The 20,335-nt window shown below is 64.4% G+C and carries 22 protein-coding genes; 15 read left to right on the top strand and 7 right to left on the bottom strand.

From position 1 onward, the window contains the following. Window positions 1-181: 181 nt before the first annotated feature. Complete coding sequence (ygfZ, locus tag ACZYTC_RS14130; protein WP_488989839.1) at window positions 182-1,045, bottom strand: CAF17-like 4Fe-4S cluster assembly/insertion protein YgfZ; 864 nt, start codon at window positions 1,043-1,045, stop codon at window positions 182-184. Between the two features lie 139 nt (window positions 1,046-1,184). Between ygfZ and ACZYTC_RS14125 the strand changes: the two genes are divergently transcribed. Then, window positions 1,185-2,510: a dihydroorotase gene (locus ACZYTC_RS14125; protein WP_441772823.1), complete on the top strand. Its 1,326-nt coding sequence runs from the start codon at window positions 1,185-1,187 to the stop codon at window positions 2,508-2,510. 20 nt (window positions 2,511-2,530) lie between these two features. Here the strand turns inward: ACZYTC_RS14125 and ACZYTC_RS14120 are convergent, their stop codons facing one another. After that, window positions 2,531-4,069 (bottom strand): rhomboid family intramembrane serine protease, encoded by a 1,539-nt coding sequence (locus ACZYTC_RS14120; RefSeq protein ID WP_488989838.1) that lies wholly within the window; start codon window positions 4,067-4,069, stop codon window positions 2,531-2,533. 153 nt (window positions 4,070-4,222) lie between these two features. Here ACZYTC_RS14120 and ACZYTC_RS14115 point away from each other — a divergent pair, with 153 nt between their 5' ends. From ACZYTC_RS14115 to ACZYTC_RS14075, 9 genes are all read left to right on the top strand, one after another. Further along, the gene (locus ACZYTC_RS14115; protein ID WP_068284665.1) at window positions 4,223-4,471 is read left to right on the top strand and encodes an exodeoxyribonuclease VII small subunit; all 249 of its coding nucleotides are present in this window, start codon (window positions 4,223-4,225) and stop codon (window positions 4,469-4,471) included. A 136-nt stretch (window positions 4,472-4,607) separates the two neighbouring features. Beyond that, window positions 4,608-6,527, top strand: coding sequence for a 1-deoxy-D-xylulose-5-phosphate synthase (gene dxs / locus ACZYTC_RS14110; protein ID WP_488989837.1), 1,920 nt, complete (start codon window positions 4,608-4,610; stop codon window positions 6,525-6,527). Further along, window positions 6,527-7,276 carry a TlyA family RNA methyltransferase gene (locus ACZYTC_RS14105; protein ID WP_481274049.1) on the top strand — a complete coding sequence of 250 codons (750 nt, stop codon included), beginning with the start codon at window positions 6,527-6,529 and terminating at the stop codon, window positions 7,274-7,276. Before dxs ends, ACZYTC_RS14105 begins: the two co-directional genes overlap by 1 nt. Window positions 7,277-7,349: 73 nt before the next feature. Further along, window positions 7,350-8,576, top strand: coding sequence for a class I SAM-dependent RNA methyltransferase (locus tag ACZYTC_RS14100; RefSeq protein ID WP_434955469.1), 1,227 nt, complete (start codon window positions 7,350-7,352; stop codon window positions 8,574-8,576). Between the two features lie 109 nt (window positions 8,577-8,685). Beyond that, window positions 8,686-9,204 (top strand): gluconokinase, encoded by a 519-nt coding sequence (locus tag ACZYTC_RS14095; RefSeq protein ID WP_434955470.1) that lies wholly within the window; start codon window positions 8,686-8,688, stop codon window positions 9,202-9,204. 137 nt (window positions 9,205-9,341) lie between these two features. Further along, window positions 9,342-10,760 carry an FAD-binding oxidoreductase gene (locus tag ACZYTC_RS14090; RefSeq protein WP_434955471.1) on the top strand — a complete coding sequence of 473 codons (1,419 nt, stop codon included), beginning with the start codon at window positions 9,342-9,344 and terminating at the stop codon, window positions 10,758-10,760. A 1-nt stretch (window position 10,761) separates the two neighbouring features. Continuing rightward, window positions 10,762-11,367: an NAD(P)H-dependent oxidoreductase gene (locus ACZYTC_RS14085; protein ID WP_434955472.1), complete on the top strand. Its 606-nt coding sequence runs from the start codon at window positions 10,762-10,764 to the stop codon at window positions 11,365-11,367. Between the two features lie 14 nt (window positions 11,368-11,381). After that, window positions 11,382-12,107 carry a 3-keto-5-aminohexanoate cleavage protein gene (locus tag ACZYTC_RS14080; RefSeq protein ID WP_488989836.1) on the top strand — a complete coding sequence of 242 codons (726 nt, stop codon included), beginning with the start codon at window positions 11,382-11,384 and terminating at the stop codon, window positions 12,105-12,107. Window positions 12,108-12,186: 79 nt separating this feature from the next. Beyond that, window positions 12,187-13,287, top strand: a complete 1,101-nt coding sequence (locus tag ACZYTC_RS14075; protein ID WP_488989835.1) for a D-alanyl-D-alanine carboxypeptidase family protein — start codon at window positions 12,187-12,189, stop codon at window positions 13,285-13,287. An 11-nt stretch (window positions 13,288-13,298) separates the two neighbouring features. Here ACZYTC_RS14075 and ACZYTC_RS14070 read toward each other — a convergent pair whose 3' ends face one another. Next, window positions 13,299-13,526: a hypothetical protein gene (locus ACZYTC_RS14070; protein WP_441772828.1), complete on the bottom strand. Its 228-nt coding sequence runs from the start codon at window positions 13,524-13,526 to the stop codon at window positions 13,299-13,301. A gap of 150 nt (window positions 13,527-13,676) precedes the next feature. After that, window positions 13,677-14,306 (bottom strand): SOS response-associated peptidase, encoded by a 630-nt coding sequence (locus ACZYTC_RS14065; protein WP_441772829.1) that lies wholly within the window; start codon window positions 14,304-14,306, stop codon window positions 13,677-13,679. Between ACZYTC_RS14065 and ACZYTC_RS14060 the strand changes: the two genes are divergently transcribed. The 5 genes from ACZYTC_RS14060 (at window position 14,305) to ACZYTC_RS14040 (ending at window position 16,671) form a co-directional block, all read left to right on the top strand. Continuing rightward, window positions 14,305-14,790, top strand: coding sequence for an NUDIX hydrolase (locus ACZYTC_RS14060; protein WP_441772830.1), 486 nt, complete (start codon window positions 14,305-14,307; stop codon window positions 14,788-14,790). The genes ACZYTC_RS14065 and ACZYTC_RS14060 overlap by 2 nt on opposite strands. Continuing rightward, on the top strand, window positions 14,787-15,212 hold the full coding sequence (locus tag ACZYTC_RS14055; RefSeq protein ID WP_441772831.1) for a TIGR02301 family protein: 426 nt from the start codon (window positions 14,787-14,789) through the stop codon (window positions 15,210-15,212). The genes ACZYTC_RS14060 and ACZYTC_RS14055 overlap by 4 nt, the downstream gene beginning before the upstream one ends. Before the next feature lie 86 nt (window positions 15,213-15,298). Next, complete coding sequence (locus ACZYTC_RS14050) at window positions 15,299-15,559, top strand: hypothetical protein (RefSeq protein WP_068284643.1); 261 nt, start codon at window positions 15,299-15,301, stop codon at window positions 15,557-15,559. A 109-nt stretch (window positions 15,560-15,668) separates the two neighbouring features. Further along, on the top strand, window positions 15,669-16,307 hold the full coding sequence (locus ACZYTC_RS14045; RefSeq protein WP_434955479.1) for a hypothetical protein: 639 nt from the start codon (window positions 15,669-15,671) through the stop codon (window positions 16,305-16,307). 58 nt (window positions 16,308-16,365) lie between these two features. After that, window positions 16,366-16,671 (top strand): hypothetical protein, encoded by a 306-nt coding sequence (locus ACZYTC_RS14040; protein WP_441772832.1) that lies wholly within the window; start codon window positions 16,366-16,368, stop codon window positions 16,669-16,671. Window positions 16,672-16,707: 36 nt separating this feature from the next. Here ACZYTC_RS14040 and ACZYTC_RS14035 read toward each other — a convergent pair whose 3' ends face one another. From ACZYTC_RS14035 to ACZYTC_RS14025, 3 genes are read right to left on the bottom strand one after another with little or no spacing between them, the layout of a single operon-like run. Further along, window positions 16,708-17,643: a histone deacetylase family protein gene (locus tag ACZYTC_RS14035; RefSeq protein WP_441772833.1), complete on the bottom strand. Its 936-nt coding sequence runs from the start codon at window positions 17,641-17,643 to the stop codon at window positions 16,708-16,710. Window positions 17,644-17,665: 22 nt separating this feature from the next. Next, complete coding sequence (locus tag ACZYTC_RS14030; RefSeq protein WP_441772834.1) at window positions 17,666-18,529, bottom strand: SDR family oxidoreductase; 864 nt, start codon at window positions 18,527-18,529, stop codon at window positions 17,666-17,668. A 13-nt stretch (window positions 18,530-18,542) separates the two neighbouring features. Beyond that, window positions 18,543-20,309: an acyl-CoA dehydrogenase family protein gene (locus ACZYTC_RS14025; RefSeq protein ID WP_441772835.1), complete on the bottom strand. Its 1,767-nt coding sequence runs from the start codon at window positions 20,307-20,309 to the stop codon at window positions 18,543-18,545. Window positions 20,310-20,335 lie beyond the last annotated feature (26 nt).

The raw sequence follows: 20,335 nt of genomic DNA, 5'->3' as shown, positions 1-20,335 counted from the left end.
GCTCTAGGATTGCCCGGAATCATCGCGGGAGCAAGACAGGCAGAGCGGGGTGTTGGGGAAGACTGCGCCGCGACGCCTGAATACAGCGCCGTACGGCCCACCATCTCGGCCGGCTCGTTGCCGAGACGACTCTGCAATTCGCGCGAGGGCGCAACGCCGGTTGAAGGCCGGGGAAGGAAGCTCAGGCCATCGCCTTGTGCGTCTCGCTCGGTCCAATCCACCAGGAGGGCTTGTCGACCGCCAGAGCCACGCCCTCCGCCGCCAGGATCTCGCCGGCAGCCAGCCCGTCTTCCACACGATCGAGCCGGAGCAGGGCCAACCCCCGCGTACCTGCCGAGGAGCCGAGGGTGCCGGCCGGCCGGTCGCCGATGCGGATTTCCGTGCCGGCTGGCGGCAGGGTGGCGCTGGCTATCACAGGCACGATGCGGGTCCGCGCGGTGCCGCGATGCTGCATGCGGCTGACGACTTCCTGGCCGACGAAGCAGCCTTTCTTGAAGTCGACGCCGGCGAGCATGTCCATCAGCACTTCGTGCGGGAAGGCATCGCCGAAGCGAAAATCCTTGCCGCCTTCGGGAATGCCGAGCTCGATGCGGCGGGCGTGATAGGCGGCAGTAGCGGTATCATCCACGCCGGCGACGACAGGCGCGTAAATGCGCAGACCAAGCTCGGGACGGCGGGGGTCGGGGAAGGCGATGGCGCTTTCGATAGCCAGGCCCTCGATATTGATCTCTTCGGAGGGCAGGGCAACGTAGACACCCCAGGCCGGCGACAGAGTCTCGACCGTCACCTTGGCGCGCAGCCGATAGAAATTGAGCCTCTTGGCTAAATCGGGCGCCACGTCGGCGTCGGTATCGAGATAGAGCCCGTCTTCCCCGATCGTCGCCAGGAAATCGAACAGGATCTTGCCCTGCGGCGTCAGCAAGGCACCCCATCTTCCCCGGCCGGGTTCGAGATGGGCAATGTCGCAGGTGACGAGATTGGCGAACCAGGATCGAGCATCCTCGCCGCTGAGGCGGAGTATGGCGCGGTCGAGCAGATGGATCATGGCAAGGCAGTCCCGTTTCAGCCTCCCCTATATGGCAATCCCTGTGCGCGGCGTGAAGAGGCGGCGGATTGTTGGTTGAAAGCTGGCGCTCTCTGGGGGAAAAGCGCAGGGTTTCAGTTTCGTCCTCGAGGAGAGCGCCATGCCCCAGATCTTCGACCGCATCTTCCGCAATGGCGAAATCGTCAATCAGGACGGGCGGCATGGTGGCGATGTGGGGGTCAAGGATGGACGCATCGCGGCGCTGGGAGACCTGTCGCAGGCCAGTGCCGGCGAGGTGATCGATTGCACCGGGCTCACCATCCTTCCGGGTGTGATCGACAGCCAGGTGCATTTTCGCGAGCCGGGACCGACGCACAAGGAAGACCTCGAATCGGGGTCGCGGGCGGCGGTGATGGGCGGCGTCACCGCAGTGTTCGAGATGCCGAACACCGACCCGCTCACCATTACGCCCGAAGCCCTGGCCGACAAGGTCAGCCGCGGCACGCATCGCATGCATTGCGATTTCGCCTTCTGGGTTGGCGGCACCCGCGAGAACGCGCCAGAGGTGGCGGAACTGGAGCGCCTGCCGGGCGCAGCCGGCATCAAGGTGTTCATGGGCTCTTCCACCGGTTCGCTCTTGGTCGAGGACGACGAGGGCGTGCGCGAGATCCTCAAGCGTACGCGCCGCCGTGCCGCCTTCCATTCTGAGGACGAGTATCGCCTGCGCGAGCGGCGCGATTTGCGCATCCAGGGGGACGCCTCGTCCCACCCGGTCTGGCGCGACGTCGAGGCGGCCCTCAACTGCACGCGCCGCCTCGTCGCCATTGCCGAGGAGACGGGCGCGCCCATCCATGTCCTGCACATCTCGACGGCGGACGAGATACCCTTCCTCGGCGCGCATAAGCGGCTGGTGACCTGCGAGGCGACGCCGCATCATCTCACTCTGGCTGGCCCGGAGGCCTATGAGAAACTGGGCACGCTGGTGCAGATGAACCCGCCGGTTCGTGATGCCGGTCATCGCGAGGGCATCTGGCACGGCATCCGCCAGGGCATCGTCGACGTGCTCGGCTCCGACCACGCGCCGCATACGCTGGAAGAAAAGGCCAAGCCCTATCCCGATTCTCCCTCGGGCATGACCGGCGTGCAGACCTTGGTGCCGGTGATGCTCGACCATGTGAACCAAGGCCGGCTGTCATTGGAGCGTTTCGTCGACCTCACCAGCCACGGCCCCTGCCGCATCTTCGGCATGGCCGGCAAGGGTCGCATCGCCGTCGGTTATGACGCTGACCTCACCATCGTCGACCTCAAGCGCAAGGAGACCATCCGCAACGGGTGGATTGCCTCCAAATGTGGCTGGACGCCCTATGACGGCGTTGAGGTCACTGGCTGGCCTGTTGGCACCATCGTGCGCGGTGCCAGGGTGATGTGGGAAGGCTCGCTGGACGAACATTCGCGCGGCGAGGCCGTGCGTTTCTGGACGGCCTGACGCGATGTTCGCGCTCCGCGTCATCGCCGCTTGGAGTGCGCCGTGCCAAACATCCAGGCCAGTGCTATGCCGGCGACGAATCCGAGGCCATGGGCGGCGAAACTGATCTGCGGCAGCGAAAGATCGATCGACGCCTGGATCAGCAATACGATGACGATCAGGCTGAGATTGTGCCGGTCGGCGATGTGGCGCGTTGCCAGGAAGTCCGACAAGCGCCGCAGGGCGATGGCGCCGATCAAGGCGAAGATGGCGCCGGACGCCCCGACCAGGACCTCGGGCTGGGTTACGCCGGCTACGGCCAAAGCGAGCACCCCGGCCATGGAAGCCAGGCCGCCGATCACATAGATCAGGCCCATGCGCAGGCTTCCGACCGTGGCCTCCACCATGCGGCCAAGAAGGAAAAGCCCGATCATGTTGCTGATCAGATGTTCGGGGCCGGCATGCAGGAACATGGCGCTGAGCAGGCGCCACCATTCATGATCCCTGACCACAGCATCGGGCCATAACCCCCCAAGCCGGAACAGATTTTCGGCGTCGGTGGTGTCGCCATTCCACAGTTCGATGCCGAAGAAGGCGCAATTGGCCAGGATCAGCAGATAGGTCACCGGAGCGGCGCGCCAGCCGGTGCGGCGCAGGGGGGCGTTGCGCCGGATATGCGCCTCCAAATCATCGAGGAAGGCGGTGGCCTGCGGCGAGAGCTGGCCCTCCGCCTCGCTCGCCGGCTTGTCCAGGCGAGCGACGATCGCTTCATGCTGGGCCGGCGTCAGCGATGCGGAAGCAAAGCCCCGCAGCAGTGGTTCGGCAAGTTCGCCGCGCGCCGCCGCCTGGAGGGCGGTCGCCTGCCAGAAGGCCTTCACGGAGACCGGCATGGCGTGGAACGAGGCCAGCATCGAATCCGTGGCCTGAACGCGCCCGCAGAAGGCCAGGAGCATCAGGGTCGACAATTGTCCGGAGCCCAGCAGGCCGCGATGGCGCGCGGCTGTCGCCACCATGGCCTCCAGCTGGCCAGTTTCCCCCAGAGCCCGAATCGGGAAGGCGACCGCGTCTGCGCCTGGCGGCATGGGGTTACGGGCGAGATAGTCGACGATGCCCTGCCAGTTCTGGCGCTGCCGCAGCAACTGCAGGTCGATGATTACCTCCTGGTCCGGCTTGGTGGTCTGGCGCAGTGCTTCAAGGGCGTCGATCCGGTCCTCGCGCGTCGATTCGGAAAGGGCCTTGAACAGATTGGCCGTGAAGCGGATTTGCCCGGTGGGCTGAATGACACTGGCCAGGCGGGCGAGCAGGGCGGCGCGTTCGTTGCGGCCGGCCAACAATTCGCGATTGGCTCGATTCAGCAAGGGCCCTGGCGCAATGATCATCAGCAGGGCCAGGGCGGCCAGGAAACCGTAATAGTCGGGCAGAAATTGGTATCCCGCGATGGCGATGGCGATCACGATCGCATGCCCCGCCAGGTAGAGCGCGATGCATGGAAAACGATGGGCCTGGGTAACGAACACCTGGGCGATGGCCACGGCGGACAGGGAACCGGCGGAGAGCGCAAGGAAGGTCTGCAAATCCATGCGCCGCTTTTGCCGGAAGCGCGCCTGAGCCGCAACCTGTCGCTTTCCCGCGCCTTATGCACGGTTGGGTCATGCCGTTTGCATGGCTTTTTCTTTCAATGCGGCGAGGTTAGGGGCTATAGAGGGGAAAATAGCAGATCTGACAGGTTGATAATGGCCGACAAGCCGTCCGATATCGCAACGCTCAGCTTCGAGAAGGCGCTCGCCGAACTCGAGCAAATCGTGCGCAGCCTTGAGGGAGGCAATGTGCCGCTGGAGGAATCGATCACGCTGTTCGGGCGTGGCGAGCAGCTCAAGGCCCATTGCGACAAGCTTCTGAAGGTCGCAGAGGCCAAGGTCGACAAGATCCGGCTCGACGCCGAGGGCAAGCCCGCCGGGCTCGAACCCTTGCCGGAAGCCTGATACGCAACAGCCTTCAGGGCGTCCTGCGATCCGCCGAAATGGGCCGTACTCGCAAAGACGCGTCGGAACAAAGAGTTAGAGCAAAATGATGTTTCCACTTATGCGTGCTTTGCTCTAATCTTCTCGGGTGAAAAATTTGGCAAACACTTCCGCAACCCCGCTGCTCGACACCATCAATCTGCCGGCTGATCTGCGCCGCCTGCCCGAGGACAAGCTCCAGCAGGTGGTGGACGAACTGCGCCGGGAGACCATCGATGCCGTCTCGGTGACCGGCGGCCATCTGGGCGCGGGCCTCGGGGTGGTCGAGCTGACGGTCGCCATCCACGCCGTGTTCGACACGCCGCGTGATCGCCTGATCTGGGATGTCGGCCATCAGGCCTATCCGCACAAGATCCTCACCGGGCGGCGTGACCGTATCCGTACCCTGCGCCAGACGGGGGGGCTCAGCGGCTTCACCAAGCGCAGCGAGAGCGAATACGATCCCTTCGGGGCCGCGCATTCCTCGACCTCGATTTCGGCGGGCCTCGGCATGGCGGCGGCGCGCGATCTCGACGGCCGCGACAACAATGTCATCTGCGTGATCGGTGACGGCTCGATGTCGGCCGGCATGGCCTATGAGGCGATGAACAATGCCGGGGCGCTGGGTTCGCGCCTCGTCGTCATCCTCAACGACAACGACATGTCGATCGCCCCGCCCGTGGGCGCGATGTCGGCCTATCTGGCCCGGCTGGTCTCCGGCGGGACCTACAAGAATTTGCGCGATTTCGGCAAGATGCTGGCCAAGAAGCTGCCGAAATTCTTCTACGACAAGGCCAAGCGCACCGAGGAATATGCTCGCGGCTTCTGGACCGGCGGCACGCTGTTCGAGGAGCTCGGCTTCTACTATATCGGCCCGATCGACGGACATAATCTCGACCACCTCCTGCCGGTGCTCAAGAATGTGCGCGACAAGGCCGACGGACCGGTGCTCATCCACGTCGTCACCCAGAAGGGCAAGGGCTACGGCCCGGCCGAGAACGCGCCCGACAAATATCACGGTGTGGTGAAGTTCGATGTCATCACCGGAGCGCAGGTGAAGGCCAAGGCCAATGCACCATCCTACACCCGCATCTTTGCCGAGAGCCTCATCAAGGAGGCCCGCAAGGACGAGAAGGTGGTAGCGATCACCGCTGCCATGCCGTCCGGTACGGGGCTGGACCTGTTCGAACAGGCCTTTCCCCAACGGCTTTACGATGTCGGCATTGCCGAGCAGCATGCGATAACCTTCGCGGCAGGTCTCGCCAGTGAAGGCTACAAACCATTCTGCGCGATCTACTCCACCTTCCTGCAGCGCGGCTACGACCAGGTCGTCCACGACGTGGCGATCCAGAACCTGCCGGTGCGCTTCCCGATCGACCGCGCCGGTCTCGTCGGGGCGGATGGAGCCACCCATGCCGGCTCCTTCGACGTTGCCTTCCTGGGCTGCCTGCCCAACATGGTAGTGATGGCCGCCGCCGACGAAGCCGAACTGGTGCATATGGTGGCGACCGCGGCAGCCTATGACGATGGCCCGATCGCCTTCCGCTATCCGCGCGGGGAGGGAGTCGGCGTCGAGATGCCCGAAATCGGCGTGCCCCTGCCGATCGGTAAGGGACGCGTCCTGCGCGAAGGCAGCAACATTGCCCTGCTCTCCTTCGGCACGCGCCTGGCCGAGTGCCTGAAGGCGGCCGAGGACCTAGCCGCGCTCGGGCTGTCGGCGACCGTCGCGGACGCCCGCTTTGCCAAGCCGCTCGACGAGGAACTGGTCCTCAGGCTCGCCCGCCAGCACGAGGTGCTGCTGACGGTCGAGGAAGGTTCCGTGGGGGGCTTCGGCAGCTTCGTGGCCCAGTGCCTGGCCGAAGCCGGCGCCTTCGACAACGGCCTGAAATTCCGTTCGCTGGTGCTGCCCGACATCTTCCTCGATCAGGACAAGCCAGAGGCGATGTATGCGCAGGCCGGGCTCGATGCCGCCGGTATCGTGACCAAGGTTTTGTCGGTGCTCGGGCGCGATGTCGTAACCGGGGCCAAGCGTGCCTGATGCGCAAGCGCGCGGACGTGCTGCTGGTTGAGCGCGGTCACTTCGACAGCCGTGCCAAGGCACAGGCCGCGATCGCTGCGGGACTTGTGGTCGCCGATGGCAAGCCTGTGCGCAAGGCCTCAGAGGGTTTGGCGCCAGAGGCCGTCATCCAAGCGCAGGCGGCCTTCCCCTTCGTGTCGCGCGGTGGGCTCAAGCTCGAACACGCGCTCGATATATTTTCGGTGCCGGTCGAGGGACGCATCGCGCTCGACATCGGCGCCTCCACCGGCGGCTTCAGCGATGTGCTGCTGCGGCGGGGCGTGGTCCGGGTCTATGCCGTCGATGTCGGCCATGATCAGCTTCATGCCAGCTTGCGGGGAAATGACAGGTTGATTTCGCTGGAAGGGGTGGATGCGCGCAGGCTCGATCGCAGTCTCGTGCCCGACCCCGTCGATGTCGTCGTCGCCGATGTCAGCTTCATCTCGCTGGCGCTGGTGCTGCCGGCGGCGCTGGCGCTCGCCGGCCCGGGCGCGGATCTTGCCGTGCTCGTCAAGCCGCAATTCGAGGCGGGTCGCGAGCGGATTGGCAAGGGGGGCGTGGTCAAGGACGAGGCCGTGCATGCCGAGGTCTGCGAGCGTATCGCCGGCCTCGTCTCCTCGCTCGGCTGGCAACTGCGCGGGATCGTGCCGTCCCCCATCGAAGGTGGCGACGGTAACAAGGAGTTTCTGCTGTCTGCCCATAGGGTTAGTATAGCCGAGCTCGTAGATTGAATCAGGGGACTTGCGTGCCTGAACTGAGATTTTGATTCATCTCGTTCAGGCGCCGCATGATGAAGTTGAGATCGTGAATCAGCACGTTGAGACATCACTGGAACTCAAGATCGAAAGGCTGGGGCATCGCGGTGACGGCATCGCGCCGGGCCCGGTCTTCGTGCCTTATGCCTTGCCGGGTGAAACGGTTCTGGCCGAGGTGAACGGTGAGCGGGGACGGCTGATCGCCCTGCAGGAGCCGAGCCCGGATCGCATCGAGGCTTTCTGCCCCCACTTCAGCCATTGCGGCGGCTGCGCCATCCAGCACTGGTCGCTCCAGGCCTATCAGACCTGGAAGCGCGGCCTGGTGGTCGAGGCGCTGAGGCAGGCCGGCATCGAAACACCGGTCGAGCCGCTCGTCGATGCCCATGGTCGCGGCCGCCGCCGGGCGACCCTGCATGCCCGCAAGGGTTTGGTCGGCTTCGCCGAGGCGCGTTCGCATGCCATCGTCGAACTCGACGCCTGTCCGATTTTGGTGCCGGAACTGAACCGTGGCCTGGAGGTGGTGCGTGCGCTGGAGAAGCAAATGCGCGGCCTTGGCAAGCCCCTCGATCTGGTACTGACCGCCACGGTCACCGGCCTCGACTGTGATATTCGCGGCGCCGGGCGCATCGACGACAAGATGCGGCTGAGGCTCGGCGAGCTTGCCCAGCAGTTCGACCTGGCCAGGCTTTCCAATCACGGCGACGTGGTGATCGAACGCCGGGCTCCGGTGGTGCGTTTCGGAACGGTGGAGGTTTCACCGCCGCCGGGAGCCTTCCTGCAGGCCACGGCCGAGGCAGACCTTGCTCTCACGGGCCTGGTGCGTGAGGGCCTTTCCGGTGCCAAGCGTATCGCTGACCTCTTCTCGGGCTGTGGCACCTTCGCGCTCGCGTTGGCGGATGCCATGCATGTGCAGGCCTTCGATTCGGACAAGCCAGCGGTCGGCGCGCTCGACCGGGCGGCCAGGCGAGCCCAAGGCCTCAAGCCTACCGGGGCGACCGCACGTGATCTCTTCTACCGACCCCTGCTGGCCGAGGAGCTCAAGCCGTTCGATGCCGTGGTGTTCGATCCGCCGCGCGCCGGTGCGGAAGCGCAGGCCAAACGCCTTGCCGCTGCCAAGTTGCGCCGTATCGTCGGTGTGTCCTGCAACCCGACGACCTTTGCCCGCGACGCAGCGCTTTTGATTGCCGGTGGCTACCGGCTCACCAAGGTGACGCCGGTCGACCAGTTTCGCCACTCCGGCCATGTCGAACTGGTCGGCGTGTTCGAGCGAAAATAGCGTTTTGCAATTGGACGGAATCGCCAGGAATCGCAAAATGTTCCTGGCACCCGGCGATTTGATCGAGAGAACCACCTCGACCAGACCGCATTCTGCTCTAGGAAATGTCATGACTTCATCGCCGCCCCTTCCTACTGCTCTCGTTGTCATGGGCGTTTCCGGTTCCGGAAAGAGCAGCATCGGTGAACGCCTGGGGACGCGGCTCGGCTGGACGTTCCGGGATGGCGATTCCTTCCACCCGCCGGCCAATGTCACCAAGATGCATGCGGGCATCCCTTTGACCGACGAGGATCGATGGCCCTGGCTCGCGGCCATCGCGGCCTGGATCGCCGAGTTGAGAGGGGCGGGGCAACACGGCGTCGTTGCCTGCTCGGCGCTCAAGCGCGGCTATCGCAATGCCCTGCGGGATGGGCACGCGGACGTCCGCTTCGTCTTTCTCGAAGGCAGCGCCGAATTGATCTCTGCGCGGTTGGCCAAGCGCAAGAACCATTTCATGCCGCCGAGCCTGCTCGCCAGCCAGTTTGCCACGCTGGAGCCGCCGGGGCCGGACGAGACGCCGATTATCGTTTCAATCGATGCGGAGCCCGACGCGATCGTCGCCAATACGCTCCATCATCTTGTCCGCTAGAGCAAAGCGCATTCACGTGTAAACATGCTTTGCCCCGACTCTTCGTTTCCAAGCCAATCCAACGGATTGGCTAGAGCGTTTTGCGATTCTTGCCACTTCCGTCCAATTGCAAAACGCCGCAGCCAGGATGACCCTCCATGTCCGCTCAGCTTTCTCCCGAACTTCTCGCCCGCTTCGCCGCCCTGGTTGGAGAGCGCTACGCCATTGCTGATGTGGATGCGCAGCAGCCCTTCCTGAAGGAATGGCGCGACCGCTATCACGGCAGGACGCCGCTGGTGCTGCTGCCCGGGACGGTGGAGGAGGTTGCGGCGATCCTCAAGCTGGCCGACGAGACCGATACCGCGATCGTGCCGCAGGGCGGCAATACCGGCCTGGTCGGCGGCCAGGTTCCGCGTGCGGAAGGCAACGAACTGCTGGTCTCGCTCAAGCGCCTGGACAAGGTTCGCGCCGTCGATCCCGACAGCAACACCATCGATGTCGAGGCCGGCGTGACGCTGCAGCGCGTGCAGGAGGCGGCGGAGGCGGCCGGGCGTTTCTTCCCCCTCACTCTGCCATCCGAGGGGAGCTGCACCATCGGCGGCAATATCGGCACCAATGCTGGCGGCACCGGCGTGATCGCCTATGGCAACACACGCGACCTGGTGATGGGGCTGGAAGTCGTGCTGCCGGGAGGGCGGATCTGGCACGGCATGCGTCATTTGCGAAAGGACAACACCGGCTACGATCTGAAGAACCTCTTCATCGGCGCCGAGGGCACGCTCGGCATCGTCACCGCGGCGGTGCTGAAACTGTTTCCCAAGCCCCGCTCCATCGGCACGGCCTTCATCGGTGTCGACAATCCGGCGGCGGCGCTGGCGCTTCTCCATGTTGCGCGGGAAAACGGCGGCGGCACGGTGACGGCTTTCGAATTGATGCCGCGCATCGGCATCGATTTCGTCATCCGCCATGTTGCCGATGCCCGCGATCCCATCGAGGGCAGCTATCCCTGGTATGTGCTGCTGGAGGTCTCGAACTCCTCCGAGGGCGGCGTGAACGAGGCGTTGGAGACGATGCTGATGACGGCCTATGAGCGCGGCTATGCCCGCGATGCCGTGATCGCCGCCTCGCTCGAACAGGCCGCCGATTTCTGGCGTCTGCGCGAATTGCTGTCGGAGAGCCAGCGCTTCGAGGGCGGTTCGATCAAGCATGACGTCTCGGTGCCGATCCGCCTCGTGCCTGCTTTCCTCGACAAGGCCATTGCCGCCGTGGAGGCTTTCATCCCGGGCGCTCGTCCCTTGCCTTTCGGCCATCTTGGCGACGGCAATATCCACTTCAACGTTTCCCAGCCCGTGGGCGGTGACAAGCAGGCCTTCCTGGACAAGTGGGAAAAGACCAACGAGATCGTTCATGCCATCGTCGCCGAGTTCCACGGTTCGATCTCAGCCGAACACGGCATCGGCCAGGCCAAGCGCAAGCTGCTGCCAGGGGTCAAGGATCCGGTGGAGTTGGAGATGATGCGCGCCATCAAGGCGACGTTCGATCCCAAGGGCATCATGAATCCCGGCAAGGTGCTCTGACATGCGAGCGATGGTCGTCATCGGCCATCCCGTGCCAGCGAGTTTCAACCATGCATTGGCCGAGGTCGTGCGAAGGACCTGGCGAGAAGCCGGCTGCGATGTTGCCTATCACGACCTGGCCGCCGAGGGCTTCGACCCACTCCTGACCACCGAGGAGGCTCGCGGCCGTCCGAGCGAGAATACCCTGGTGCAGGCCCATATCGCCGAGCTGCAGTCCTGCGATCTCCTCGCGGTCATCCATCCCAATTGCTGGGGCGCGCCGCCGGCGATCATGAAGGGCTGGATCGACCGGGTCTTCGCGCCCGGTGCCGCCTATACCTTCGCCAAGGGGGACGATCGAGGTGACGTGCCGCAGGGGCTCCTGCGGGCCTGTGCCGCGCTGGTGCTCAACACCGGCAATACGCCTTCGGATCGAGAGCAGGCCGTTTTCGGCGATCCGCTCGATCGCATGTGGCGGGAGGGCATTTTGCGCTATTGTGGCGTGCACCATGTTCTGCGTGCGCTCTATGGCGTGGTCGCCACCAGCACTGCGGCGGATCGGGCCGACTGGCTTGCGGATGCGGAGGCTTTGGCGCTGCGGGCGCGGGATCTCGCTGCGCAGATATGATCAGGGAGAGGACGATGCTGCAAGCTTGCCTGAACGGCAGCAGGAGCCGCGATTTCCACCCGGCGCTGGCCTGCACGCCGGCTGAACTGGCGTACGATGCCAAGGCGGCCATCGGCGCCGGTGCCGAGGAGCTGCATGTCCACCCCCGAGGGCAGGATGGCGAGCAGAGCCTGGAGCCGGCCGATGTTGGCGCAGCCCTGGAAGCGATCCGTGCGAGCGTGCCGGGCGTGCCGGTCGGCATCTCGACCCTGTGGACCATTCCGCCGACTGGCCGGGCGCGCCAGGCACCGATGCGCGAATGGCGGACCCTGCCGGATTATGTTTCCGTCAATCTCAGTGAGGAGGATGCGCCGGAGATCATGGCGCTGATGATCCAGCGCCGCATCGGCATCGAAGCGGGGTTGGCCACGGTCGCCGACGCCTTGCGTCTGGTGGCGCTGCCTTCCGCCGAGCGCTGCCTGCGTGTGCTCATCGAGATCGAGGAACAGGAAACGGCGGCGGGACTGCATGTCGCCCACGAGATTCTCGCCGTCCTCAACCACGCCAATCTCGGCCTGCCGATCCAGTTGCACGGTAGCGACCGGACCCAGTGGTCGATGCATGACGAAGCTGTCCGCCTGGGTCTCGACCGCCGCATCGGCCTGGAGGATGGCGCTGACCTGCCAGATGGGACCAGAGCCGTCGACAATGCCGAACTGCTGCGTACGGCAGTGGTGCTTGCCGGGCGGGCGAGCGGCTGACCGCCAGGCCGTTCGCTCTAGCGCCGATCGGTTGTCGTGAATGTCGCAAAAAGGTCGGAAGCGGACGTCATAGAAACGATTGATTGATTGGGCCGCCTGGGCGGTCGAAAGGGATATGGATAGAATGTTTTGGAAGAGTCTCGGCTGCTTGGCGCTCGTTTTGACGCTTCACGGCCCTGCGCGTGCCGCGGATGCGACGCCCATTCTCGTCGTCGATGTCGCGGCTGGACAGGTGCTCTATGCCGAAGAGGCAGGGCGTCCCTGGTTTCCAGCTTCGACGACCAAGTTGATGACGGCCTTCGTCACTTTTGAGGCCATTCGCGCCGGGCGTGTTTCGATGCAGACGCCAGTGGTGCTTTCCACCCATGCGATGAGCCAGAAATTCCTCGACTCCGGCCTGCACGTCGGAAGCACCATGACGATGGAGGATGCTCTGTTCGCCATGATATCCGGCTCGACCAACGACATCGCCATGGCGATTGCCGAGACGGTTGCCGGATCGGAAGAGGCGTTCGTCAAGGCGATGAACGATGCCGCAAGGCGATTGGGTATGACGGGAAGCCGGTTTACCAACCCGAACGGATTGTTCGATCGCCGGCAAAAGGCGACGGCGCGCGACATGGCGCTGCTGGGCATAGCCATTGACAGGGAGTTTCCGCAATACCGGCACTTCTTCGAGACATCGGCTGTCGTCATCGATGGAAAGACCGTTGAATCGCACAACGAATTGCTCACCCGCTTTGACGGCGCCAGAGGCCTGAAAACCGGTTATCTCTGCGCGGCGGGCAACAATGTGGTCGCTCTCGCCGAGAGGGGCGGGAGGCAGGTCATGGTGGTCGTGATGGGCGCGACGACCGAGCGCGAACGCAACGAGCGGGCAGCAATGTATCTAACCCAGGCGTTTGCCGGCGAGCTTTCGCCCGGCAACAAAGCACTCTCCGCCCTTACCAACGACACCAAGCGCAGTCCCCCGGACATGCGGGCAAAGCAATGCGGCGAGCAAACGCGAGACTATGAGCGAATGCGCGATGCTGCCTATCCGATGGGGCTGCCCGGGCAGATCAGTTATCTCGCGCAGGTTGAGGCCGCCAAGAAGGTACATCAGATCACGACTTGGCTGACCCCCAGCGCCCCGAAGCCCGAAAAAACGTCGACCACCGTCAAGCCGAAGCGTGGATGACGCGGCGAGGTTCAGTCCTCGTCGTCGGTGGGCGATCGCGTCACGCAACCGCGCTGGCGATGCACGCCGCTGCCTTGGGCATCGGGCGCTTCGATGCTGGCGCCGACGCTGCGCGAGCAGTAGGTCGATCCCCGCTCATCGGCGCTGTAGGTCGCGCTGCCGACGCTGACACCGGCACTGCAACTGGCAAGGGCCGTTGCGGCTGCAAGCGCGAGGGCTGCGGATAGGATCTTCATCATCGTCTTTCCCTCCAGAGATCGAATCTCGTCGAACAGGAAACCGTCCTTTCTCACAAGATTTCGCTAAGAATTTGAACGCGCGCCATTTCCGGCTTTGGGGTGACAACGGTCATGCGAACTCGAAGACGCTTAAGTGAACTGCATGGGGGATCAGAGGCCGCGATTCAAATCCGGTGCGACTGGCGCCAGTTCGAGCATGTCGGCAGCGGGGGGCCGCAGCAGGACGGCTGCTTCGCCAGGCTTTGTCAGCGGATCGAGCCAGAAGGCCATGGCGTCGGGCTCGATCAGCACGGGACTGCGTTCGCCGACTGCCGCGAGCATGCCGCTGGCATCGGTGGTGAGAAGGCCGACCGTGTCGATCTCGCTGCCGTCACAGCCCGACCAGGTCTCCCAGATCGCCGCCAGGGCCATGAGGCCTCCGTCGGGCCGGTGCAGCATATAGGGTCGTTTCGTGCGTCCCTGTTTCTGCCATTGGTAAAAGCCATCTGCCGGTATCAGGCAACGCCGCCGCGCAAAGGCGTTGCGGAAAGAGGGCTTCTCCTGCACCGTCTCAGAGCGGATGTTGATCAGCAGCGGATAGCCTGCCGTATCCTTGATGAAGGCCGGAATGAAGCCCCACCGCATCAAGGTGAAATGCCGTGCCGAAAAGTCGGCATGCACCACGGCAACGGGCTGGCTCGGTGCAATATTGGTGCGCGGCGGGAAATCCGGTTCCTCGACATAGCCGAACCAGTCTCGCACCTGTCGTGGCGAATGGGTGAGCGCGAAACGGCCGGTCATGATTTCGAAAGAGGTTGCGGGGCAGGGCGCTGCCGCCAATAGTGGCGCCATGACGGAAGCACCGCGATCCTATCCCGCCCGACCGATTCTTGCAGCCAGCATCGCTCTCTTCCGCCATGGCAGAATATTGCTGGGTGAGCGGGCGCGAGCGCCGGGCCGGGGCCTGTTCTCGCTGCCGGGCGGTGTGGTGGAGTTGGGTGAAAACCTCGAAGCGGCGGTACGGCGGGAAGTCCGCGAAGAGACCGGGCTGGAGATCGAGATCACCGGCTTCGTCCGCCATCACGAAGTGATCGCCCGCGACGACGCGGGGGCCGTGCAGCGCCATTTCGTGGTGGCGGTCTTCGTGGGGCGCTCGGTGCGGGGTGAACCGCGGCTCAGCGAGGAAACCCTGAGCTTTCGCTGGGCCGACCCTCTCACTCTCGACGGCCTGCCGCTGACCGACGGGTTGGCCGATATCGTCGCTGCGGCCGGGAGGATGCTGTGAGCGGCCGCAGCCTTCTGCCTGCCGTCCTGTTGGTTTTGGCGGGAGCCCTCTCGCCTGGTTCGGCACAGACCCCGCCGCCCAAGCCGGTGCAACCGTCAACTGTACCGGCGGCTCCCCAGATCGCACCCTATGAACCGCAATTGCTGCGGCTCGCGGAGTTGATGGGGGCCTTGCATTATCTGCGCGGTCTGTGCGGCTTTGCCGATGCGGGGGCCTGGCGGGACAAGATGAATGCCCTGGCCGAAGCCCAGGGTTTCGACGAGGCCGCCAAGGCACGCTTCGCGGGAGCCTTCAATCGCGGCTATCGTAGTTTCAGCGAGAGCTACCGCAGCTGCAACGAGGCAGCCGGCAAGGTGATCGACCTCTATCTGGAAGAGGGCAGCACCATCATCAAGACGCTGGAAGCGCGCTACGGGCGTTAACGATTAATTGGGAAGTGTCTATTCCTGGGACACCAGCGTGCTATGGTCCGGCTCGCCCGCAGCCATCGCCGCGGCAGGATTTTGTCATGTATGATCGCGTTACCCATCTGAAACAGCAATTCGCCGCAGACGATGCCCGGCGGGCAGCGCTCGACTATCTGCTGCAGGCCTGGGAAGAAGCCATTCTCGATGGCATCGACGGCGATTGCGTGGCAAATGCGGCTCTTTTTGCAGCCTTCAAGGAATTGGTCGCGACCTATGGCGAGGAACCCGTCGCGCGCTTTGCCGAGCGCCTGCCCGAGCGGGTGCGCAATGGCGAGTTTACGGTCAAGGGGACCCATCAATAGAATGTGAGCGGCCTCCTCTGTCCGGGAAGGCTCGCAATCGCGCGTGGCTGTGGTTAGGCTAGCATCAAGCGAATGCCGTGATTCGCCTGATCCCGGATTGATGCCGACCATGCGCCGAATTGTCCTTGCCGTTTCCGCTGTCGTCCTGCTCGGCACCGTGCCGTCACAGGCGGCCAACGACGCGACCAAGAATGCGCCGGGCAAGTCTCCGCCCGTGACCACAGAGGCCCCCACCGTGACGGTCACGCCGCCGGCGAGCGACGACAGCGACAGTGGGCAGGTGGCACCGCAGGTCTTTTATGGCGACGCCGATCTGCCGGCACCGGTGAAGGAATTGCGGCAGAAACTGCTGACGGCGATCAAGACGGGCGAACTGGAATCGCTGCGCCCTATCTTTGCTGCCAATGGCGGCAATCCCGACCTGCCCGGCGGCGAGAGCGACGATCCGATCGCGACGCTCAAGCTGCTGGCCGGCGACCCGAAGGGCCGGGAAATTCTCGCCATCATGGATGACGTGCTCGAGGCAGGCTATGTCCATGTCGACGTCGGCACGCCGCAGGAAGCCTATGTCTGGCCCTATTTCGCGCGCTATCCCCTCAACAAGCTGACCGGCCCGCAGATGGTCGAGCTGTTCCGCCTGATCACCGCCGGAGATTTCCAGGACATGCAGGACAAGGGGGTCTATTCCTTCTATCGCCTCGGCATCAGCCCCCAGGGCAAGTGGCAGTTCTTCGAGGACGGCGATTGATCGTGTCGGCTGTCGCTTGCGTTATCGCAGGCGCACTGGGAAAATAGGATGTCAAGGCATGACCAGCCTGACGGCGCGACGTGATCCAGATGACGTAGAGCTGGAACGCGAAACGACGCTACCCGATTTTCAGCAGTGGGTGATTCACTGCTTCGGCCTTCAAGAGCAGGACGACCTTACGCGCCGTATTCGCGATGAATCGCAGATCAAGCAAATGCTTTCGCCGATCTTTGATGAAATGAGGGGCGGCGATAGCCTTTGGCTGTGCCGCAGTATAGTTCTTGGCCCGCTCTTGGGCCATAGAGGCATTGCCCTTGTTCGGGCAGGTCGTCCTCTGATCTATGTAAAGGTCTTGAACTATTAGCTTGACGAGGATGCTCTGCCGATTTCATTCCTCGCACTACGCCTGCATCAACGTGGCGACATGCACGGCGCTGGAGCGGGCGAGGGCGGTGAGATCATAGCCGCCTTCGAGCACGGAGACGATACGCCCGCCTGCCGTCCTTGCTGCGAGGTCGATCAACACGGAGGTCGCCCAGGCATAATCCTCCTCGACGAAATTGAGGCCGCCGAGCGGATCGCGCTCATGGGCATCGAAACCGGCCGAAATCAGGATCAGATCCGGCGCGAATTCCTGCAGACGCGGCAGGATCACGCTTTGCATGGCCTCGCGGAACTCGCTGCCGCCTTGCCCGGGCCTGAGGGGCGCGTTGACGATGGTCCCGGCCTCGCCGGTTTCGCTGGGCGCGCCGGTGCCCGGATAGAGCGGCATCTGATGGGTGGAGGCATAGAGCACGCTGGGATCGTTCCAGAAGATCGCCTGGGTGCCATTGCCGTGATGCACATCGAAATCCATGATCGCCACTCGCTCGGCGCCATGCGCCTTCTGGGCGTGGCGGGCGGCGATGGCGACATTGTTGAAGAGGCAAAAGCCCATCGCCCGTTGCGGTTCGGCATGATGGCCGGGTGGGCGTGAGGCACTGAAGGCGTTCTGGGCCTTGCCGGTCATGACATGGTCGACCGCCAGCGCCGCGCCGCCGGCTCCGCGCAGGGCCGCTTCGAAACTACCCGACGACATCGAGGTGTCGCCGTCGAGCTGCGCCAACCCCTCATCGTCATGCGGGCTCAGGCGCTGTAAGGTTTCGACATAGGTGCGCGGATGGCAGGCCTCGATCATTTCGATCGAAGCCTCCGGCGCCTGGATCCGCTCCAGCGCGTCGAACATCGGACTGGCCAGCATCGCCTCTACCGCCAGGATACGATCAACCCGTTCGGGATGCCCCCGCGGCGTCTCGTGGCGGGCGTAGGCCGGGTGCGTCACCAACAGCGTCGTCATGCCGGAGCTGTCCTATTGTATTTCAATGCATGGCCTCGCCGATAACCACGCCGGGGGGCGGCACGGAATCGTCGGGCACGAAGAAGTCGGGCGCCAGGGTTTCGCCCGGAACCGCGCGATAAGCCTCGAAATCGGTGACCCCCTCGCCGGAGAGGAAGGTATCGTCGATCAGGAAGTTGCCGGAGAAGCTGACCGGCTTGTTGAAGATGCGATAAGCGGCATCGGCCAGGATATCGGGCTTGCGCGAGCGGCGCATCAGAGCTTCGCCGCCGAGAATGTTCTTGATCGCGGCGGTGGCGATGGTGGTGCGGGGCCATAAGGCGTTCACACCGATGCGTCCGCGCGTCTCGCCGGCGAGGCCGAGCACCACCAGGCTCATGCCGAACTTCGCCATGGAATAGGCGGTGTGGGGAGCGAACCACTTTTCCTTCATGTCGAGCGGCGGCGACAGCATCAGGATATGCGGCTGCTGCGCCTTTTCGAGATAGGGCAGCGCCGTCTTCGAGACCAGGAAGGTGCCGCGCGCGTTGATCTGATGCATCAGATCGAAGCGCTTCATCTCGGTGTCAACAGTCTTGCTCATCTGAATGGCCGAGGCATTGTTGACCACGATGTCCACACCGCCGAACTGGGCCGCCGTCTTGGCGAAGGCTTCCTTGACGCTATCCTCGTCACGCACGTCGACCACCAGGGGCAGGGCCTTGCCACCCGCCTTCTCGATCGCCTCGGCGGCCGTGTAGATCGTGCCTTCCAGCTTCGGATGGGGGGTCTCCGTCTTGGCCGCGATGGCGATGTTGGCGCCATCCCTGGCTGCTCTCAGCGCGATGGCGAGCCCAATGCCACGCGAGGCGCCAGTGATGAACAAGGTTTTGTTGGCAAGGGACATTCAGGGGATCCTGTCAGAGAACGGTTTCGAGTCCGGCGGCAACGTAGCCGCTTACCGCGCTTTCCGCGAGCCCCTCGGCCTGCGGCGAAATCTGCGTGGCGTAGAAATGCGCGGTGTCGATGCGCAGGCGATTGGCGGGCTCGCCAGGATCGATGGCAGCCGCGGCCAGCGCTTCCTTCGCCACCACGCCGCCGCCGGCGGCGATGGCGAACACGCGCAGATAGGGCGTGGCCCCCGCCAGGATGTCCTCGGGGCGCTCGCGGGGCGCCAGCATATAGGCCGTGGCGCGCTCGAGCGCGTCGACGGAGCGTCCCAGGAGCGGCGCGAGGGCCGCAAAGCGCTCGCTGGCCGCAACGGTCGCGACGGTCTCCCGCAACTCGGCGATGAAGCCACCGATCACATCGCCCCCTTCGAGCGGCAGCTTGCGGGTGACGAGGTCGATCGCCTGGATGCCGTTGGTTCCCTCATAGATCGCGGCGATGCGGGCATCGCGAAAATGCTGGGCGGCGCCCGTCTCCTCGATATAGCCCATGCCGCCATGGATCTGGACGCCGAGCGAGGCGACTTCGTTGCCGATATCGGTGGAGAAGGCCTTGGCCACGGGCGTGAGCAAAGCGGCACGGTTGGAGGCTTGTCTGCGCCTGTCGACATTGGTCTCGTGATGGGAACGATCGATCGCCACCGCGAGCAGGTAGGAGATGCCGCGGGCAGCCACGGTCTTCGCCCGCATCTCCAGGAGCATGCGCCGGATGTCGGGATGCTCGATGATCGGGCTCATGCCGCCATTCCGCCAGAGCGCGCTCTTGCCCTGGCGCCGCTCGCGCGCATAGGCGAGCGCGTGCTGATAGGCGCGTTCGGCGATGGCGACCCCCTGTAGGCCGACGGCGAGGCGGGCATTGTTCATCATGGTGAACATGCAGGCCAGGCCCTTGTGTTCCTCGCCGATGAGATAGCCGATGGCGCCGCCTTCGTCACCGAACACCATCACGCAGGTCGGCGAGCCGTGAATGCCGAGCTTGTGCTCGATACTGGAGCAGAAGGCATCGTTGCGGCGGCCCGGATTACCCTCGGCGTCGGTGAGATATTTCGGCACTAGGAACAACGAGATGCCGCGCGTGCCCGCGGGCGCATCGGGCAGCCTGGCGAGTACCAGATGCACAATATTGGGCGTCAGGTCGTGATCGCCATAGGTGATGAAGATCTTCTGCCCGAAGATGCGGTAGCTGCCGTCGTCGTGTCGTTCGGCGCGACTGCGCAGGGCGGCGAGGTCGGAGCCCGCCTGCGGTTCTGTCAGGTTCATCGTGCCCGTCCACTCGCCGCTGACCAGCTTGGCGAGATAGGTCTCACGCAGCTCCGGCGTGGCGTGGGTGGCGAGAGCCTCGACCGCGCCCATGGTGAGCACCGGTCCGATGCCGAAAGCCATCGAGGCCGAGTTCCACATCTCCAGGCAGGCGGCGTTGAGCAGCAGAGGCAAGCCTTGACCGCCGAACTCCACCGGTCCCGCCAGGCTGTTCCAGCCGCCGCCGCTCCAGTCGGCATAGGCCTCTCGCCAGCCCGGGGCGGTCACGACGCCCTGCTGTTCGAGCCGGGCGCCGACCCGGTCGCCCTCGCGGTTGAGTGGGGCGATGCGATCGGTCGCGAAACGGCCTGCTTCCTCCAGGATAGTGTCGACCAGATCCGGCGTGGCATCGGGGAACAGCCCCTCGCTCTGCAAAGCGTCGACATCAGCGACATGACGAAGAGAAAAGGCAATATCGGCGACAGGCGCTTGATAGGTCATTGTTGGCTCTTGAACTCCATTGCGCA

Source organism: Labrys sp. F242, assembly GCF_057813875.1.
This window is presented reverse-complemented; position numbering and strand designations above follow the sequence as displayed.

Excerpts from the sequence above, each read along its gene's own strand:
- ACZYTC_RS14025 (WP_441772835.1), bottom strand. The coding sequence starts at position 20,309 with ATGACCTATCAAGCGCCTGTCGCCGATATTGCCTTTTCTCTTCGTCAT.
- ACZYTC_RS14090 (WP_434955471.1), top strand. The coding sequence starts at position 9,342 with ATGTCCGCTCAGCTTTCTCCCGAACTTCTCGCCCGCTTCGCCGCCCTG.
- ACZYTC_RS14080 (WP_488989836.1), top strand. The coding sequence starts at position 11,382 with ATGCTGCAAGCTTGCCTGAACGGCAGCAGGAGCCGCGATTTCCACCCG.
- ACZYTC_RS14035 (WP_441772833.1), bottom strand. The coding sequence starts at position 17,643 with ATGACGACGCTGTTGGTGACGCACCCGGCCTACGCCCGCCACGAGACG.
- ACZYTC_RS14030 (WP_441772834.1), bottom strand. The coding sequence starts at position 18,529 with ATGTCCCTTGCCAACAAAACCTTGTTCATCACTGGCGCCTCGCGTGGC.
- ACZYTC_RS14115 (WP_068284665.1), top strand. The coding sequence starts at position 4,223 with ATGGCCGACAAGCCGTCCGATATCGCAACGCTCAGCTTCGAGAAGGCG.
- ACZYTC_RS14065 (WP_441772829.1), bottom strand. The coding sequence starts at position 14,306 with ATGACCGGCCGTTTCGCGCTCACCCATTCGCCACGACAGGTGCGAGAC.
- ACZYTC_RS14045 (WP_434955479.1), top strand. The coding sequence starts at position 15,669 with ATGCGCCGAATTGTCCTTGCCGTTTCCGCTGTCGTCCTGCTCGGCACC.
- ACZYTC_RS14120 (WP_488989838.1), bottom strand. The coding sequence starts at position 4,069 with ATGGATTTGCAGACCTTCCTTGCGCTCTCCGCCGGTTCCCTGTCCGCC.
- ACZYTC_RS14070 (WP_441772828.1), bottom strand. The coding sequence starts at position 13,526 with ATGATGAAGATCCTATCCGCAGCCCTCGCGCTTGCAGCCGCAACGGCC.
- ACZYTC_RS14105 (WP_481274049.1), top strand. The coding sequence starts at position 6,527 with ATGCGCAAGCGCGCGGACGTGCTGCTGGTTGAGCGCGGTCACTTCGAC.
- ACZYTC_RS14095 (WP_434955470.1), top strand. The coding sequence starts at position 8,686 with ATGACTTCATCGCCGCCCCTTCCTACTGCTCTCGTTGTCATGGGCGTT.
- ACZYTC_RS14125 (WP_441772823.1), top strand. The coding sequence starts at position 1,185 with ATGCCCCAGATCTTCGACCGCATCTTCCGCAATGGCGAAATCGTCAAT.
- ACZYTC_RS14060 (WP_441772830.1), top strand. The coding sequence starts at position 14,305 with ATGATTTCGAAAGAGGTTGCGGGGCAGGGCGCTGCCGCCAATAGTGGC.
- ACZYTC_RS14050 (WP_068284643.1), top strand. The coding sequence starts at position 15,299 with ATGTATGATCGCGTTACCCATCTGAAACAGCAATTCGCCGCAGACGAT.
- ygfZ (WP_488989839.1), bottom strand. The coding sequence starts at position 1,045 with ATGATCCATCTGCTCGACCGCGCCATACTCCGCCTCAGCGGCGAGGAT.
- ACZYTC_RS14040 (WP_441772832.1), top strand. The coding sequence starts at position 16,366 with ATGACCAGCCTGACGGCGCGACGTGATCCAGATGACGTAGAGCTGGAA.
- ACZYTC_RS14085 (WP_434955472.1), top strand. The coding sequence starts at position 10,762 with ATGCGAGCGATGGTCGTCATCGGCCATCCCGTGCCAGCGAGTTTCAAC.